At 73.7% G+C, this 16,765-nt stretch carries 12 protein-coding genes; 4 read left to right on the forward strand and 8 right to left on the reverse strand.

Annotated features, from left to right (window positions below; translation table 11 throughout):
• Nucleotides 1-107 precede the first annotated feature (107 nt).
• On the reverse strand, nucleotides 108-2,288 hold the full coding sequence (gene ligA, locus ACIBCT_RS07305) for an NAD-dependent DNA ligase LigA (RefSeq protein ID WP_399186504.1): 2,181 nt from the start codon (nucleotides 2,286-2,288) through the stop codon (nucleotides 108-110).
• 257 nt (nucleotides 2,289-2,545) lie between these two features.
• Nucleotides 2,546-3,550 carry a methionine synthase gene (locus ACIBCT_RS07310; protein ID WP_399186505.1) on the reverse strand — a complete coding sequence of 335 codons (1,005 nt, stop codon included), beginning with the start codon at nucleotides 3,548-3,550 and terminating at the stop codon, nucleotides 2,546-2,548.
• Nucleotides 3,551-3,808: 258 nt separating this feature from the next.
• On the opposite strand from ACIBCT_RS07310, the gene ACIBCT_RS07315 reads away from it, so the two are divergent.
• From ACIBCT_RS07315 to ACIBCT_RS07325, 3 genes are all read left to right on the forward strand, one after another.
• Nucleotides 3,809-5,101 carry a S8 family serine peptidase gene (locus tag ACIBCT_RS07315; RefSeq protein ID WP_399186506.1) on the forward strand — a complete coding sequence of 431 codons (1,293 nt, stop codon included), beginning with the start codon at nucleotides 3,809-3,811 and terminating at the stop codon, nucleotides 5,099-5,101.
• A gap of 99 nt (nucleotides 5,102-5,200) precedes the next feature.
• Nucleotides 5,201-7,666, forward strand: coding sequence for a serine/threonine protein kinase (locus tag ACIBCT_RS07320; RefSeq protein WP_399186507.1), 2,466 nt, complete (start codon nucleotides 5,201-5,203; stop codon nucleotides 7,664-7,666).
• On the forward strand, nucleotides 7,663-8,025 hold the full coding sequence (locus ACIBCT_RS07325) for a YbaB/EbfC family nucleoid-associated protein (RefSeq protein ID WP_399186508.1): 363 nt from the start codon (nucleotides 7,663-7,665) through the stop codon (nucleotides 8,023-8,025). Before ACIBCT_RS07320 ends, ACIBCT_RS07325 begins: the two co-directional genes overlap by 4 nt.
• 84 nt (nucleotides 8,026-8,109) lie before the next feature.
• Here the strand turns inward: ACIBCT_RS07325 and ACIBCT_RS07330 are convergent, their stop codons facing one another.
• The 3 genes from ACIBCT_RS07330 to eccCa form a co-directional block, all read right to left on the reverse strand.
• Nucleotides 8,110-9,045, reverse strand: a complete 936-nt coding sequence (locus ACIBCT_RS07330) for a hypothetical protein (protein ID WP_399186509.1) — start codon at nucleotides 9,043-9,045, stop codon at nucleotides 8,110-8,112.
• Nucleotides 9,042-9,419 carry a hypothetical protein gene (locus ACIBCT_RS07335; RefSeq protein ID WP_399186510.1) on the reverse strand — a complete coding sequence of 126 codons (378 nt, stop codon included), beginning with the start codon at nucleotides 9,417-9,419 and terminating at the stop codon, nucleotides 9,042-9,044. The genes ACIBCT_RS07330 and ACIBCT_RS07335 overlap by 4 nt, the downstream gene beginning before the upstream one ends.
• Nucleotides 9,420-9,519: 100 nt before the next feature.
• Nucleotides 9,520-13,506, reverse strand: coding sequence for a type VII secretion protein EccCa (eccCa, locus tag ACIBCT_RS07340; RefSeq protein WP_399186511.1), 3,987 nt, complete (start codon nucleotides 13,504-13,506; stop codon nucleotides 9,520-9,522).
• Between the two features lie 146 nt (nucleotides 13,507-13,652).
• On the opposite strand from eccCa, the gene eccD reads away from it, so the two are divergent.
• The gene (gene eccD / locus ACIBCT_RS07345) at nucleotides 13,653-15,032 is read left to right on the forward strand and encodes a type VII secretion integral membrane protein EccD (protein WP_399186512.1); all 1,380 of its coding nucleotides are present in this window, start codon (nucleotides 13,653-13,655) and stop codon (nucleotides 15,030-15,032) included.
• Nucleotides 15,033-15,051: 19 nt separating this feature from the next.
• Here the strand turns inward: eccD and ACIBCT_RS07350 are convergent, their stop codons facing one another.
• Genes ACIBCT_RS07350 through ACIBCT_RS07360 form a run of 3 tightly spaced genes read right to left on the reverse strand, consistent with a single transcriptional unit; the run spans nucleotide 15,052 to nucleotide 16,592 of the window.
• The gene (locus ACIBCT_RS07350; protein ID WP_399186513.1) at nucleotides 15,052-15,462 is read right to left on the reverse strand and encodes a YbaB/EbfC family nucleoid-associated protein; all 411 of its coding nucleotides are present in this window, start codon (nucleotides 15,460-15,462) and stop codon (nucleotides 15,052-15,054) included.
• Nucleotides 15,459-16,268 carry a hypothetical protein gene (locus ACIBCT_RS07355; RefSeq protein WP_399186514.1) on the reverse strand — a complete coding sequence of 270 codons (810 nt, stop codon included), beginning with the start codon at nucleotides 16,266-16,268 and terminating at the stop codon, nucleotides 15,459-15,461. Before ACIBCT_RS07355 ends, ACIBCT_RS07350 begins: the two co-directional genes overlap by 4 nt.
• A 21-nt stretch (nucleotides 16,269-16,289) precedes the next feature.
• Nucleotides 16,290-16,592 (reverse strand): hypothetical protein, encoded by a 303-nt coding sequence (locus ACIBCT_RS07360; protein WP_399186515.1) that lies wholly within the window; start codon nucleotides 16,590-16,592, stop codon nucleotides 16,290-16,292.
• Between the last annotated feature and the right edge of the window lie 173 nt (nucleotides 16,593-16,765).

Genomic DNA, 16,765 nt, shown 5'->3' on the forward strand with positions numbered 1-16,765 from the left:
AGTTCACTATGGGAGAGTACGGCCTATGGGCCACTTCGCGAAACCGATTGCGCACGTTCCGTCACGGAGAATTCGCACGTTTTCATCACCCGGCACCGGAGCCCCGGCTATTCCTCGGGCTTGACGGTCATGGCGGCCGCCGCCTCCGGCCCCTCGGCCAGCAGCACCGCCAGCCCCTCCTCGCCGAGCACGGGCACACCGAGCTTGATCGCCTTGTCGAGCTTGGACCCGGCGTTCTCCCCCGCGATCACGAACGAGGTCTTCTTCGACACCGAGCCCGAGACCCTGCCCCCGCGCGAGGTCAGGGCCACGCCGGCCTCGTCGCGGGTGAAGGCGGCCAGCGTGCCGGTCACCACGAAGGTGAGCCCGGCCAGGGTCTGCGGGAGCTGCTCGGCCGGGGGGTCGTCGGCCATCCGGACCCCGGCCGCCGCCCACCGGTCGATGATCTCCCGGTGCCAGTCGACCTCGAACCAGTCACGGATCGCCGCGGCCACCCGCGGGCCGACGCCCTCCACGGCGGCGAGCTCCTCCTCCGAGGCCGCCGCGATCGCCGGGATCGAGCGGAACTCCGCGGCGATCGCCTGGGCCGTCGGGGGCCCCACGTGCCGGATGGAGAGCGCCACGAGCACCCGCCAGACCGGCCGGTCCTTGGCGTTCTCCAGCTCCTGGAGCATCTTCTCAGCGTTCCTGCTGGGCTCGCCGCTCTGGTTGGCGAAGAAGGTGACGACCTTCTGCTCGCCGGTGTCCGGGTCGGTCCTGGGCAGGCCGGTGTCGAGGTCGCGGACCACCGATCTGATCGGCAGCAGCTGCTCCATCGTCAGGTCGAACAGGTCGGCCTCGGTGCGGATCGGCGGCTGCTGCGGCGGCAGCGGCTGGGTCAGCGCGGTGGCCGCCACGTAGCCCAGCCCCTCGATGTCGAGGGCCTTGCGCCCCGCGGCGAAGAAGATGCGCTCGCGGAGCTGGGCCGGGCACGCCCTGGTGTTGGGGCAGCGCAGATCGGCGTCGCCCTCCTTCTCGTAGGCCAGCCCGGTGCCGCACTCCGGGCAGCGCTCCGGCATCGTGAACGCCCGCTCGCTGCCGTCGCGCAGGCCGACCACCGGGCCGGTGATCTCGGGGATGACGTCGCCGGCCTTGCGCAGCACCACGGTGTCGCCGATCAGCACCCCCTTGCGCGCGACCTCCGAGCCGTTGTGCAGGGTGGCCCGCTCGACCCTGGAACCGGCCACGACGATCGGCTCCATCACCCCGTACGGCGTGATCCGGCCGGTGCGGCCCACCCCGACCTGGATGTCGAGGAGTTTCGTGTTGACCTCCTCCGGCGGGTACTTGTAGGCGATGGCCCAGCGCGGGGCCCGGCTGGTGGAGCCCAGGTTGCGCTGGAGCTCGACGCGGTCGACCTTGACCACGACGCCGTCGATCTCGTAGGCCGGGTCGTGCCGGTGCTCGCGGTAGAACTCGATGAACTCCTCGATGCCGCCGAGGTCGTCGACGACCCGGTACAGGTCGCTGACCGGCAGGCCGAACCCGGCGAGCCGCCGGTAGATCTCCGACTGGGTGGGGGGCAGGGCCGTGCCCTCCCACCTGCCGACCCCGTGGACGATCATGCGCAGCGGGCGCTGCGCGGTGACGCGCGGGTCCTTCTGCCGGAGCGAGCCGGCCGCGGAGTTGCGCGGGTTGGCGAACGGGGCCTTGCCCGCCTCGACCAGGTGCTCGTTGAGCTTCGTGAACTCCTCGACCGGCATGTAGACCTCGCCGCGGACCTCCACCAGGTCGGGGACGTCGTCGCCGGTCAGGCGGTGCGGGATGCCGGTGATCGTGCGGACGTTGGCCGTCACGTCGTCCCCGACGCGGCCGTCGCCCCGGGTCGCCCCCCGGGTCAGGCGGCCCTTGCGGTAGAGCAGCGCGATCGCCAGGCCGTCGATCTTCAGCTCGCACAGGTACGGCGCGGGGTCGCGCTCGGCCAGCCGCTCGGCCCTGGCCCGCCAGGAGGCCAGGTCGTCGGCGTTGAAGGCGTTGTCGAGGCTCTCCATCCGCTGCAGGTGCTCGACCGGGGTGAAGTCGCTGGAGATCGGCGCGCCGACCTTCTGGGTGGGCGAGTCGGGCGTGCGCAGGGTGGGGTGCTCCTCCTCCAGGGCACGCAGCTCGCGCATCCACAGGTCGTACTGGGCGTCGCTCACGGTGGGCGCGTCGAGCACGTGGTAGCGCCAGTTGGCCTCCTCGGCCAGCTCGCTCAGCTCCGCGTGCCGCTCCAGCGCGGCCACCGGCACACCCTCGACCTCAGCTCCCATCGCCGGGCCCTCCCCTCGTCGTCGCCCAGGGTGAACGTTATCGCCGGACACCGACAACCGGCTCGGGCGACCGGCCGCCGGCGCCACGTCACCGGCACCGCGTCCCCCCATACCGGGCCATCTCCACCACGTCATCCCCACCGGGCCACCGGTCCCGGGGTCACCGGTGCCGGGGTCACCCGTGCCGGATCAGCGCCGATGCGCCGCCGGTGCCGCGTCACCGGCGCGTCGGCCCCGGCGCGCCGCCGTCCCCGGCCTCACTCGCCGGGGTCGTCCCGCAGCACCCGGGCGGCCCCGCGGCAGGCGGCCAGGGCCGCCCTGGCGTAGGCGGGCGAGGCTCCGGCCAGGCCGCAGGCGGGGGTGAGCACGACCTGCGAGGCCAGGGTCGCGGAGGGGAAGCCGAGCCGGCGCCAGAGCTCCTTCGCGGGCGCGGCCACCGCGCCGGCGTCGGCGATCGCGGAGTCCACGCCCGGCACGACGCCGAGGAACAGGGCCGTGCCCGCCTCGACGATCTCGCCGACCGCGTCCTCCTCGCGCCTGCTCAGCAGGCGGGCGTCGAGCGACACCCCCCGGACGCCCGCGGCGCGCAGCACGCCGAAGGGCACGCGCGGGGCGCAGCAGTGCACCACCGTGAACACGTCCGGCGGGAACACCGCCCGCAGCCGTTCGGCGACGACCTGCCGGTCCACGGCGGCCAGCCGCCCGAAGCCCGAGGCGGTCGGGACGGTGCCCGCCAGCACGCCGGGCAGTCCCGGCTCGTCGAGCTGGAGCACGATCTCCGACGCGCCGGGCACCCGGCGGCGGACCTCGGCGACGTGCGCGGCGAGCCCCTCGGCCAGGGACGCCACCAGGTCGCGCACGGCCCCGGGGTCGGCGAGGGTCTTGTCGCCGTACCGCAGCTCGATCGCGCCGGCCAGCGTCCACGGCCCGCACGCCTGGATCTTGAAGGGGCCCTCGTAGCCCTGGACGACCTCCTCCAGCCCGTCGAGGTCGCGGATCAGGTGGTCGCGGGCGCGCTTGGCGTCACGTCCGGGCCGGTCGGCGAACCGCCAGCCCGACGGCTGCACCTCCACCGGCATCTCCAACAGGAGGGACGCGGTACGCCCGATCATGTCGGCGCCCACGCCGCGGGCGGGCAGCTCCGGCAGGTACGGCAGCGCGGGCGACTCGCCGAGGACGACCCTGACCGCCTCGGCGTGGTCCTCGCCCGGATGCGAACCGATGCCGGTCGCGGTCGCCTCACCCCATGGGTACTGGCTCACAACTGCTCCTGGTCTCGCGTCGGAACATGGGCGGGCTCCGCCGGTGCCTGCCCGGCTCACCCGCCCACGCAGCTTATGGCCGCGCGATCGCGTCCCCGGCCCGGAAATCCCGCCGCGCCGTGACGGAAGGCACCGGGCTGAGTAGGGTGCTGCCCGGTATCACCTGTTTCCGGGGCCTGTGCGCTCCGGAGCGCCTCGGTCAGGGGGCCGTCGCGCTCAGGGGCCGTGTCGTTCTGGGGGCTCTTCGTGATCGGTCGGATGCTCGCCACGGTACTGACGCTGGTGGCGGTCGCGGCCCCTCCGGCCGCGGCCGGGACGGTGACGCCGGTGACGAGGGTGACGACGGGGACGACGGGGACGACGGTGACGGTCCCGGCTCCGGGCGGGGGGACGGCCGCCCCGGCCCCCGGCGCGGGGACGGCGGTCGCGGTCGCGGCCTCCGCCTCCGCCTCCGCCTCCGCGCACGGTGCGGGATCGGCGCCGGAGAAATGCACTCCCAGGCGCGGTACGACCAGCATCTCCGAGTCCTGGGCCCAGCGCCGGCTCAGCCTCTCCGAGGTGTGGGAGCTGACCAAGGGGGCCGGGGTGACCGTCGCGGTCGTCGACAGCGGGGTGGAGGCCCGGCATCCCCAGCTGAGGAGGATCCGCTCGGTCGACCTGACCGCCACCGGGGTCCGCGACTGCCTCGGCCACGGCACGGCCGTGGCGGGCATCATCGGGGCGGCGGAGATGAAGGGCGTGCCCTTCACCGGGGTCGCGCCGCAGGCGAGGCTGATCTCCGTCAAGCAGACCTCCGACGGCACCGGGGACGTGGGCAGGCTGGCCGCGGCCATCGTGCGGGCCACCGAGCTCGGCGCCGACGTGATCAACGTCTCGGTGCAGGCGAGCGACCAGGCCGACCTGCGCAACGCGGTCGCCTACGCCCTGGCCAGGGACGTGGTCGTGGTGGCCGCGGCCGGCAACGTGCAGAAGGAGGACGGCACCCCGGCGCCGGCCTACCCGGCCGCCTACGAGGGGGTCATCTCGGTCGGGGCGGCCGGTCCCGACGGGGCCAGGGCCGACTCCTCGAACGCGGTCACCCCGGTCACGGTCCTGGCCCCCGGCAGGGGGGTCACGAGCACCTGGGCCGGGCGGAGCTACCGCGAGGACCTGGAGGGCACCAGCTTCGCCGCGCCGTACGTGGCCGGGGTGGCCGCGCTGGTGCGCGCCCGCCACCCGCAGCTGGACAACGTGCGGATCCGGCGGCGCATCGAGCTGACCGCGGACGGCGGCACCGGGACGGGCACCGGCGCGGGGATGGTGAACCCGCTGCTGGCGGTCTCGGCGATCCTGCCGTCCGAGCAGGTGGCGCTCGCGCCGCGCGAGGCGGCCCCGCTGCCGGCGGACGCGGTGCGGCCCGCTCCCACGGGGGATCCCGTGGCCGTCTCGCGCGCCCTGTGGCTGGCGCTGGGCGCGCTCGCCGCGGGCGTTCTGGTCACCGCGGCCGGCATCGCGGTGCCGATGGGCCGTCGCCGGGGCTGGCGACCGGGCACACCAGAGAATCAAACATGACAAACGTATTAAAAACCCGCTCTACCCCGCCGGATTTGGTTGGATGGGACCCAATTAGCCTAAAGCGGCTTTATTGACAGCTGCGCTGGAAGGAATCCAATGGGGTATTTGTACCCATTACTGGCCGAAGATCCTAGTCGTATCGGGGTGCACGTCCTGGTCGGCCGGCTCGACCCGGCCCCCGAGCACACCGTCTACCTGGGACATCTCCTCGATGACGAGACCGTTCGCGTCATCCGCCTCCTCCCTCCCCGGCCGGACGCCGACGCGCAGGCCCGGGAACAGATCACGACCGCGCTGAACGCGGCCAAGCGGGCGTCCGGGGCGCACACCGCCAGGCTGCTGGAGGTCGGCTGGTTCGACGACTCCCCGTACGTCGTCCGCGAGCACGTCGAGGGTCCCACCCTGCGGCAGGCGGTCGCCGAGCACGGCCCGCTCGCCGGTGACGCGCTGGAGCGGTTCGCCGTCGGCACCCTCACCGCGCTGACCGCCCTGCACCTGGCGGGCCTCGCCCACGGGGCGCTCACCCCCGACACCGTGATCCTCGGACCGGACGGCCCGCGGGTCTTCGACATCGGCCTCGTCCCCGCCACCGGCGGGTGGGAGCCGGACTACCTGGCCCCGGAGCGGCCGCGTGAGGACCCCCTGGCCCTCAACGGCGCGCCCGCGGACCTGTTCGCCTGGGCGGCCACGGTCGTCCACGCGGCGACCGGACGCCCGCCGTTCGGCGGACGGCCGGAGCAGGGCCCGGCGGACCTGAGCGGCCTGCCCGCGGAGCTGCGGCCCGTCCTCGCCTCCTGCCTGTCCGGGCGGTACGAGGAGCGGCCGGACGCCAGGACCGCCATGCTGCGCCTCCTGGGCGAGCGCGAGGCGGCGGACGCGGCGGCGGGTGCGGCGGCGGGTGCGGCGGCGGACGCGGCGACCTCCCTGGCCGGAACCGCTCCGGAGCCCGTCCCCTTCCCCGGCGTCGTCGGCACCGTCTCGGGGGCCGAGGCGGACACCGCGGCGGGCACCGGGCCGGACGCGCGGACCGGCGCGGGAGCGGACACGATCTCGGACACCGGGGCACGGGCGGCCTCCGGTTCCGGGGCACGGAACGGCACGGACGTCACGGGGATCCTGCACGGGGAGGACGTTCCGGCCGACGAGGCCGCCCCCGGTGCGGCCGCACCGGGACGGCCCGCGACACCGGCGACGTCGGTCTGGGGTGCTCCGCAGCTTCCCCAGGACGCGTCCCCCGTACCCGGCATCCCGGCCCAGGCACCCCCGCCCGCCGCCGAGAAGAGGCCGAGGAGCGGGAACTTCTCCATGGCGCTGGCCGTCTGCGTCGGCGCCATCGTCCTGCTCTCCGGGCTCGGACTGTGGGCGGCCGGGCGTTACACCGCCCTGAACGACCTGGAGCAGGCCTCCTCCAACGGGGCCGTCCCGGAGGTCGCCCTCGGCCTGGCGGACAGCTCGCAGCAGGAGCCGCAGGCGGCCGATCCCGGCCAGGCCCCCGGGGACGACCCGGTGGGCAAGGTCACCGTGCCCTGGGGCACGACGCCCGACCCCGAGTCCGCGGAGGTCGGGCCGCTGCAGCTGCCCAGCGACGCTCCCACGCCCCCGGTGCCGACCATCGGCTCGTACACCGGTCCCCCGGTCCCCGTGCCGACCGGTCCGCTGACCGCGGCCCCGACGGTGCCCGCGGTGCCGACCGTCCCCGCGACCGCCCCGGCGACCCCCACCGCCGAGGCGTCGTCCACGGCGCCCGTCCAGACGACCCCGACCCCGGTGCCGTCGCTGACCGTCGCGCCGGAGGGGCCGCCGACCGTCGCGCCGACGCCGGTGCCGAGCCCCACCCCCACCCCGGGGCAGAGCGACCCTCCCGCCACGCCGGCGCCCGGCACGACGCCCACCCCGGCGCCGGTGTTCCCGACGCCGACGCCGAGCACGGGCCAGGGGACGCCGACCCCGGTGCCCACCCTCTCCCCGACGGCTCCCCCGGTGGTTCCTCCGACGGCGCGGCCGACGACCGCCAGGCCGTCACAGCCGGCCCCTCCGACCGCCAGGCCGTCGCAGCCGGCCGTTCCCACCTTCAAGCCGACCGCGAGCCCCTCGCAGCCCGCGAGGCCCACGGTCCGGCCGACGACCCAGCCCACCGTCCGGCCCACGGTCCGGCCGACGGTCCGTCCGACGGTGGTCCCGACGGTCCGGCCGACCTTCTCGACGACCGCCAGGCCGTCCTGGACGCCCCCGGTGCAGCGCACCAACCCGCACACCCCCGAGCAGGTCTGCGGGGCGGGCTACACGGTGCAGCGCTCGGCGCCCTTCAACGGCGGGACGGCCTACGTGCTCTTCAACGCCGCCACCGGTAACGGCTGCGCGGTCACCGTCAAGAGCGCGAACCTGGGCACCGCGTCACCGGTCTGGGCCACGCTCGACGTCCAGGGCGCCCAGAGCAGGACCGACCGGCGCAGCCACGAGTACTACGCGGGACCGGTCGTCCTTCCCGCCAAGGGCAAGTGCGTGCGTTTCAACGGCGGCGTCCCGAGCGGCTCCGCCGGTCTCGACTGGGGCTGCCGATGAGGCCGGGCGAGCGGGAGAGCGCACCGAACGCCGCGGGCGAGACGTACTCGCTGACCGGGGACCCTGAGGCGGACCGGCTCCTCGCGGGGATCTGGGAACAGACGAACCGCATGGAGGAGGTGGGGCAGAGCCTCGCCGAGACCAGGGGCCGGGGCGAGGCGGCCGACGGTCACGTCCAGGTGGAGGTGCTGGCCAGCGGCGAGCTGGCGGGACTGCGCCTGGACCCGCGCGCCCTGCGCCTGGGCTCGGAGGCCCTCGCCGAGGCGATCCTGGCGGCGTCGGGTGAGGCCGCCAGGGACGCGGCCGAGCAGACCGGCGGGCTGCTGAACTCGCTTCTGGAGGAACCCTTCCGGAACTGATCGGCGGTCCCCGACACACGGATCCGGCCCCGGGCTCCCGCCCGGGGCCGGAGTCGTCCGGGCGCACTCCTCTCGGAGCCGGGCTCAGGCCGGGGGCTTGACCGCCCGGGAGCCGTGCACGATCACCTTGGAGACCCACTGCTCCCAGCTGGGAAGCCCGGGGTTCCCCTGGAGCGTGTTGTCCATCACCGTGTACATCCCGGAACCGGCGAGGCGGGACATCAGGTTGCCCACCGCGTTGCTCGGGAACGCCTTGCCCCAGGGCCCGATCTTGGTCAGGTCGTAGACGCCGTCGAAGGCGAGGTTGCTGACGAAGCCCCGGCCGAACTGCTTGGCGTTCTCCCCCGCGCCGGTGACGTCGTTGCCGGTGAGGTCCTTCTTGACCCCGGCCAGCTCGAAGATGCTCCACTGGATCACCTGCTGGCCGCCCGCGTAACCGATGCTGTCGCCCAGGTAGTAGAACGAGTTGTAGATGATCTTCTCGACGCTCATCTTGAAGAGCTTCATCTGCAGGACCGCGCGGCCCTTGAAAAACCTGTCCATGATCTGCTTCTGCACGGCCGCGCCGATGCCCGCGGTGGCCCAGCCCCAGGCCACCGTGAAGACCATGTTCACCCAGACCTGGATCGCCAGGACGATCAGTACGTACTGGGTGATCTCCACGGCGCGGGCGTAGTCACGGCAGGCCGTGGCGATCGCCCGGCAGAACGTGGCGAGCTGTCCGGGGTAGGGCCGGAACGTGCCCGTCCACAGCTCGTTGAACTCCCGGATCGCCGCGCCGCCGTTGTTCTTCCAGACCTGCTCGGCGATGCCGTTCGCGTCGGCACCGGTGCGCTCGACGACGTCGGCCAGGCGGTCCCAGATGTCCGCCGCCTCACGCAGTTTGTCCGGGTCGCCCTCCGGCCACTGCACGCCGAGCATGGGCGTGACGAACGCGGCGCCGCCCAAGGAACCGCCCACCATCGCGGCCTTGAACGGGTTGGCCTTGACGAGGGCCCCCGCGGCTCCCAGGGGGCTCAATCGAGCTCGGCCTTGCTGTGCGCCTCGATCTCGGGACCGACGATCGCGGTGACCATCGCACCGACCGTGGCCCAGTTGGCCCCGTCCACGTTGTCGCCGACCAGGCCCAGGTTGTCGCCGATCCTGAAGTAGGCGTCCCTGAGCTCCCCGGCGTGCTTGAGGGCCTCGTCACGGGCCGCGAGGTAGCCCTTGCCACCGCCGCCCGCGAACTTCTGCCCGATCTCGTCGTTCCCCCAGAAGGGCCCGAGCCCGTCGAGGGCGGCCATCGCCTCGGTGACGGCCCTGCCGAGCTCGTTGTTCTCGGCGCGGAAGTCCTCCTTGCGCTTGTTCAGGTCGGTCGGACTGATGTCCGTCGGTTCTGCGGGATGGGACACGGCGCTCCCCCTGGACGTGACGTGCGTTTTTGGGGTGATGCTATGTACCCATTGTTACAGAAGAGGGCAGATTTTAGATGCCTTCTGTTTACTTTCCCGTTCACGTGTCCGTGTCGGCGGGTGGCGACATGAACGCGGTCTGAATGAGGCGCACCCCGTTCCTGCGGTCGGAGAGATAGGCGCGGCCCGGCGGCAGCGGGTGCGGGCGCACCCCGAACAGGACGCCCTCGTCCTTGTGGCCCGACATCATCACGGCCGGGGTGGCCATGTCCTTGAGCCGCTGGAGCACCGGGTCGAACATGGCGCGCCCGGCACCGCCCATCGCACGGGCCAGCACCAGGTGCAGGCCGATGTCGCGGGCCTGGGGCAGCAGGTCCATCAACGGCATGAGGGGGTTGGCGCCCGAGGACACCACGTCGTAGTCGTCGACCACGATGTAGATGTCCGCCCCCTTCCACCAGCCGCGTGAGCGCAGCTCCTCCGGGGAGAGGTTCGCCGGGGGGAGCCGCTTGACCAGCGCCTCCCTGATCTCGGCGATGAACTCGCCCGCGGCCGTCGAGGAGGCCGCGTACCCGATGCGGTGCTCGGTGTAGGCGGCGTCCAGCAGCGAGCGCCGGTAGTCGATGACGATGAGGCGGGCCGCCGAGGGCTCGTGGCGGGCCACGACCCCCTCGGCCACCAGGCGCAGCAGGTTGGACTTGCCGCTCTCGTTGTCGCCGATGACGACCAGGTGCGGGTCGGCGTCGAAGTCGGCGAGCACCGGCGACAGCGTGCTCTCGTCGATGCCCAGCGGGATGCGCGCGCCGGTCTGGTCGGGCCGGGGCAGGCTCTCGGGCCCGAGCACCGCGGGCAGCAGCCGCACGCGCGGGGCGGGCGGGCCCTGCCAGGCCGCGGCGACCGCCTCGACCATCGCCCGGGTGGCGGCGGGCAGGTCCTCGGCGCGGGAGCCGCCGTCGACGCGGGGCAGGGCGCCGAGGAAGTGCAGCCCGTCGCGGGTCAGGCCACGGCCGGGGGTGCCCTCGGGGACGGCCAGCGCGGCCCTGCGGTTCACCTCGGACTCGTAGGCGTCGCCCAGCCGCAGCTCCACGCGCGAGCCGAACAGGTCGCGGATGGAGGGGCGGAACTCCGACCACTTGTTGGTCGCGGCCACCACGTGCACGCCGTAACCGAGGCCGCGGGCGGCCAGCTCGGTGATGACGGGTTCCAGCGACTCGAACTCCTGGCGGACCGTGAGCCAGCCGTCCACCACGAGGAACACGTCCCCGAAGCCGCCGGTGTCGACCCCGCCCTCGGCGCCCCCGGCGCCCTGGGCGATCCGGCGCCGGTAGGTCGCGATCGAGTCGACGCCCTGCTCGGCGAACTCGCGCTCGCGCCGCGCGAGCAGCGCCGTGACCTCGGCCACGGTACGGCGGACCCGGTCGGCGTCCAGCCGGTTGGCCACCCCGCCGACGTGCGGCAGCCCCTCCAGCGCGGCCAGGCCGCCGCCGCCGAAGTCCAGGCAGTAGAACTGCACCTCGGCGGGGGTGTGGGTGAGGGCCAGACCGGCGATCATCGTGCGCAGCACGGTGCTCTTGCCGCTCTGCGGTCCCCCGGCCACGGCCACGTGCCCGGCCGCGCCGGACAGGTCCAGCCAGTACGGGTCGCGCCGCTGCTCGAACGGCCGGTCCACCACGCCGAGCAGGGCGTGCAGCCCGCCGCGTCCCTGCCACTGCGCGGTCGTCAGCCCGTGGTGCGGGGTGACGCTCAGCGGCGGGAGCAGCTCGTCCAGCGAGGGCGGCTCGGCCAGCGGCGGCAGCCAGATCCGGTGCGCGGGCGGGCCCTGTCCCTCCAGGCGCCGGACGACGACGTCGAGCAGCGACTCGCGTCCCGCGGTGACGGGCTCGGGTTCGGGCTCGGGCTCGGCCTGCGGGGGCGGCGCGACGTAGGCGGCGCCGTACGGGACGATCTGGCGTCCCTCGGCGCGCTCGTGCCGCACCACCCGGCGCTCGGGCGTGTAGGGCCCGGAGACGTAGGCGGCCTTGAAGCGGACCATGCCGCTGGTGTCGAACTTCAGGAACGCGTTGCCCGGCGCCGAGGGCAGCTCGTAGGCGTCGGTCACGCCGAGCACCACCCGGCTCTCCATCGCCGAGAAGGTCCGCAGGCCGATCCGGTACGACAGGTGGGTGTCCAGGCCGCGCAGCCTGCCCTCCTCCAGCCGCTGCGAGGCCAGCAGCAGGTGCACCCCCAGGGACCGGCCGAGCCGGCCGATCATCACGAAGAGCTCGATGAACTCGGGCTGCGCCGAGAGCAGCTCGCTGAACTCGTCCAGCACCACGAACAGGGTGGGCAGCGGCCGCAGGTCGGTGCCCTGCTCCCTGGCCTGCTCGTAGTCGCGCAGCGAGGCGTAGTTCCCCGCGGCCCGCAGCAGCTCCTGGCGCCGTACCATCTCGCCGTGCAGGGCGGCGTGCATGCGGTCGACCAGGGGCAGCTCGTCGGCGAGGTTGGTGATCACGGCCGCGACGTGCGGCAGGGAGTCCATGCCCAGGAAGGTCGCGCCGCCCTTGAAGTCGACGAGCACGAAGTTCAGGACCTCCGAGGAGTGCGCGACGGCCAGCCCGAGCACCAGCGTGCGCAGCAGCTCGCTCTTGCCGGAGCCGGTGGCGCCGATGACCAGGCCGTGCGGGCCCATGCCGCCCTGCGCCGACTCCTTGATGTCCAGCTCGACGGGGCGCCCGTCGGTGCCGACGCCGATCGGCACGCGCAGCCGGTTGCGCGGCGCCCGGGGACGCCACAGCAGCGCCGGCTCCAGCGCGGCCGGGTCGCCGAGTCCCAGCAGCTCGGCCAGGGTGGTGTCGGCGGCCAGCGCGTCACCGCCCCCCGCCCCGGCCGGGGAGCCGCGCAGCGGCGCCAGCCGCCTGGCCAGCCCGTCGGCCTGCAGGTAGGAGAAGCGGTCGGGCCTGCCCAGGAGGGTGACGACCTCCTTGCCGCCCTGGTCGGTGGTGACCCGGCTGAAGGAGTCCTCGGTGACGCGCAGCCGGAGCGTCGTCTTCTCCCCGGCCGGGGTCGTGGTCCCGTCGAGGTCGATGAGCGTGACCCCCTCGATCGCGTCCGCGCCCAGCGGGGAGTCCTGCGGGACGTGGCCGCCGTCGATGATCACGACGTGGTACGGGAGCGCGTCGGCCGAGACGCCCGGCTTGAACCGGGCCCGGTTCTTGAAGTCGTCGCCCAGCAGCCGGTCCAGCTCGCCCAGGTCGCCCGTCATCAGCCGGACGGGCCCGGCGGCGTCGGTCTCGTGCGGGTGCAGGGCGTGCGGCAGCCACTTGACCCACTCCCAGTGGGCCATCCACTCCCCGGAGGCGCAGACCGCGATCCTGAGCTCGTCGGGCGAGTGGAAGACGGCCAGCTGGGCGACGAGCGCCCTGATCATGTCGCGGACCGGCGCCTGGGGGCCGGTGGGCCGGACCCGGGCGAAGGAGTGCAGGGCGACCGCGATGGGCAGGTCGGTCACGGTCGAGTGGGCGCGGACGAAGCGGCGCAGCGCGCCCGCGGACATCGCGTCCAGGTCCTCGACCGGCTTGGACTCCGGCGGTATGAGCTGGACGGCCAGGCGCTGGGTCCCGGTGCCCACCCGGACGGCGGCGAAGTCGGCGTCGGTCGGCCGCCGCTCCCACAGGCGGGCGCTCAGCGCGATCGACCAGAGGGCGTCGGGGTCGGGGCCGTTCCAGTCGAGCGCCTCGCGCTGTCTGCGGGCGGCGCGGCGGACCTTGGCGCGGGTCTGGGACAGGTAGCGGAAGTAGTCGCGCCGCAGGCCGTTGAGCCGCTGCTTGCGCTCTCCCCCGGCCCGGCCCATCTGGCCGATCGACATGCCGACCATGGAGAGCGCGAACATGCCGCTGGCCACGTACATGATCGGGTTTCCGCCGCCGTTGCCGGCGAACATCAGCCCCATCGCGGCCGCGCCGGCCAGCATCGGCAGGTAGGTGAGCACCTGGGTGAACCCCGCCGAGGTGGTCTCCGGGATCTCCGGCGGAGACTCCAGCAGGATCTCGCCGCGAGGTGGTACCGGCGGCGGACGTCGTTCAGGCCGCCGGACGACCACTATGCCCACTTCGCCCCCGATGTGAGTAAAGCTAATTTTGTCCCCGGCATACCGTAGCGAACCCGTTCCACCTTCTCGGCGAAATCCGGGTGAACGGCACGGAACCGAGACCGGGCCGGGTATCGGACGACCGCCGGGATGGCTACCATGCGCCCGTGAACCAGGTGACCGCAATCCCGCTGTGCCGCATCACCGTCGTCACCCCGCGTCGGCGGGTCGACCTGGCGGTTCCCTCCGACCTCCCCCTGTCCCACCTGCTGCCCGACCTGCTGACCGCCACCGGCGAGGCCGACGCGATCCCGCCGGCCGGCGGCTGGGTGCTCCAGCGGATCGGCGCGGCCCCCATGCCCCCGGGCGCCGGCCTGAACGAGCTGGGCATCAGGGACGGCGAGGTGCTCTACCTGCTGCCCCGGGCCTCCCAGCTGCCCGAGGCGGTCTTCGACGACGTCGCCGACACCGTGGCGACCGGCGTCAAGGAGCGGACCGGCCGCTGGCGTCCGGCCCACACCCGGGGCACCGGGCTGGGCGCGGCCGCGGTCGCGATGGTCGCGGCGGTCGTCGTGCTCGCGGTGAGCGGGCCCGGCTGGGTGGTGGTCGTCGCCTTCGCCGCGGTCTGCACGATCCTGGCCATGGTGGCCGGCGCCGCGCTGTCCAGGGCCGCGGGCGACGGCCGGGCCGGGGCGGTCATCGGCTACACCGCGCTTCCCCACGCGTTCCTCGCCGGGGCGTGCGTGCCCGCCTCCGCCGGTCCCGGCACGTTCGGGGCGCCCAGCCTGCTGGCCGGGTTCGCGGTGACCGCGCTGGTCGCCACCGTGACCGGCTGGATCGTCTCCGAGGGGCTGCCCAACTTCTTCGGCGTCGGGCTGGCCGCGGTGATCGGGGCGATCTGCTCGGCCGTGGTGATGCTCACCGCCGTACCGGCGGCAGGCGTGGCCGCGGTGGCCGCCGCGGTGACGCTGGCCTGCGCCCCGCTCATCCCGACGACGTCCTTCCGGCTGGCGCGGCTCCCGCTGCCCGCGCTGCCGGCCAACGCCGAGGAACTGCGCGCCGACACCGAGGACATCGACGGCGCCGACGTCCTGCGGCGCGCCGCCGAGGCCGAGCGGTTCGCCACCGGCCTGACCGCGGGGGTCGCGCTGGTGGCCCTGGGCGCGCTGCCCGCCCTGCTGACCGCGAGCGGGTGGACCGCCCCGGCGACCGTGGTCGCGCTCTCGCTGGCGCTGCTGCTGCGCGCCCGCGTCTTCCAGGGGACCGGCCAGCGGCTCTGGCTGCTCTGCTCGGGGATGACCGGGCTGCTGGCGCTGATCGTGGGCGTCGCGCTCACCGTGCCGGGCTCGGCTCCGGCGGTGACGATCGGCCTGGTCTGCGCGGCGGGGCTGACGTGCGGGCTGGCGCTGTTCCTGCCGGTACGGCGGCCCTCGCCGTTCTGGGGACGCGCCGGTGACATCGTGGAGTTCTGCCTGATCCTGTCCCTGCTCCCGCTCGCGCTCGGGGTGCTGGACGTGTACGCCACCGTCAGGGGCCTGTCCGGCTGACCTGCTCCGGCCCGCGGGCTCAGTCGCGCCTGAGGTCCTCCAGGGCACGGGCGAGGTCGTTGCCGATGTCCTCGAAGCGGCGGCGGGCCTCGTCCATGTCGAGCGTCACCGGCTCGCCGCCGGTGGCGGCGCGCAGCAGCTCCTCGTTCGCGCGCCTGGCGTCCTGCTGGGCGGCGCGCACCGCCTCGGTCACCGCCTCGGCGACGGCCTGGCTGTCCAGCCGCATGATGCGCGGCTCAAGGGTGATCTCCCTGATCTGCCCGGCGCCGTCCACCAGCGCGCGGGCCAGGCCGTCGGCGCCCGTCCCCTCTCCGGTGACGGTCTTCAGCTCGACGGCGACGTCGCCGAGACGGCGCAGCGTCTCCTCGCTGTTCCGTATGACGGCGTCCAGGTCCTCCGGGCGCAGGCCGTCGGGGTCGACAGGGATCACTTGTACGGCTCCGGCTTCTCTTTCTTGGGGGCCAGCCACTCGAACGTCCCGCCCTTGGGAAGCTGGGGCACCTGGCCCGGGGCGACGGCGGGGGCGGGCTGGTACGGCAGGAGCGAGGGGTCGATCCTCGCCTTGGTGAAGTCCACCTTGGCCGTGCCGGTGGGCTCCAGGTTGAACGACTGGACCCACGCCTTGCCGGAGAAGTACATCGACATGCTGCCCGCCGCCGCCGCGATGAGCTTGCCCAGCGCACCGGTCGAGACGGCGATGATCTGACTGGCCAGGGTGCCCAGCGTCCTCAGGTTGACCATGGCGGTGGCCGCGTACGGGGTCGCCAGCATGGCCGCCGCGATCGTGGCCAGGGCCAGCAGGGTCGCCGCGACCTTGGCGATGGCCAGCCAGTACGCGCGGTAGGCGTCGCCCATCTCGTCCACGATCCCGGAGATGTTCTTGATGTACGCGCGCAGGCTCTCCAGGGCCTCCTGCATCCGCTGGACGGCGTCGTCGAACGCCTCCCTGTCGTCGGCGATCCAGCCCTCCTTCTCCTTGGTGAGCAGGACGGCGACGTAGCTCTTCACCGCGGTGTCCAGGCGCGAGTGGATGGACTCCCAGTTGTTGTAGGCGTCGGCCATGCCCGGCACGTTCGCCACGGCGGTGCTCGCGACCGCCACGCCCGCCCAGGCGGTGGGGGCCAGCCGCGCGCCGCCCTTGAGGGTGGACAGCACCTTGCCGGAGTTCGTGATCACCCCCTTGGCGCTCCTGCCCGCCGTCAGCGCGGTCGGCCTACCCCCCGATGCCACGGCCATGCCGCCTCCCCCTTCCGCGGATCACTGGTAGACGACGGTGCTGTTGTCCTCCGCGGCGCGCCAGTTGGCGCGGGCGGTGGTCAGCGCGACCGTCCACGACTCCAGCGCCGCCACGGCGTCGTCGAACTTCTCCCCCACGTCCCGCTGGACCTCCCGGTACCGCATCCCGACCGCGACCTCACCGATGGCCCCCCAGCCGGGAAAACCGACCGTGGTGTCGCCGATCATCGCGCGGAACTCCTTGAGCTTCGGGATGACGTCCTCCTCGATCTCGGCGCGAATGCTCTCGATCGCCATGGAGGTGACGTACCTCTCCTGGGTCATGTGGCCTCCCGTGATCGCATGTTCCCGGACATCTCCTACCATCCCCACCCGGCCCTTCCGGCTGCTTCGAAGGCCTGTTCACACGCTCGCCGATGATCGGAAACGTCCGCGCCCCTCACCGTTCACCATCGGCACCGCGTACCCCACGCGTCACCGGCGCTTCTATGCTGTCG

It is taken from the genome of Streptosporangium sp. NPDC050855, assembly GCF_044456585.1.
Classification (GTDB): Bacteria; Actinomycetota; Actinomycetes; order Streptosporangiales; family Streptosporangiaceae; genus Streptosporangium; species Streptosporangium longisporum.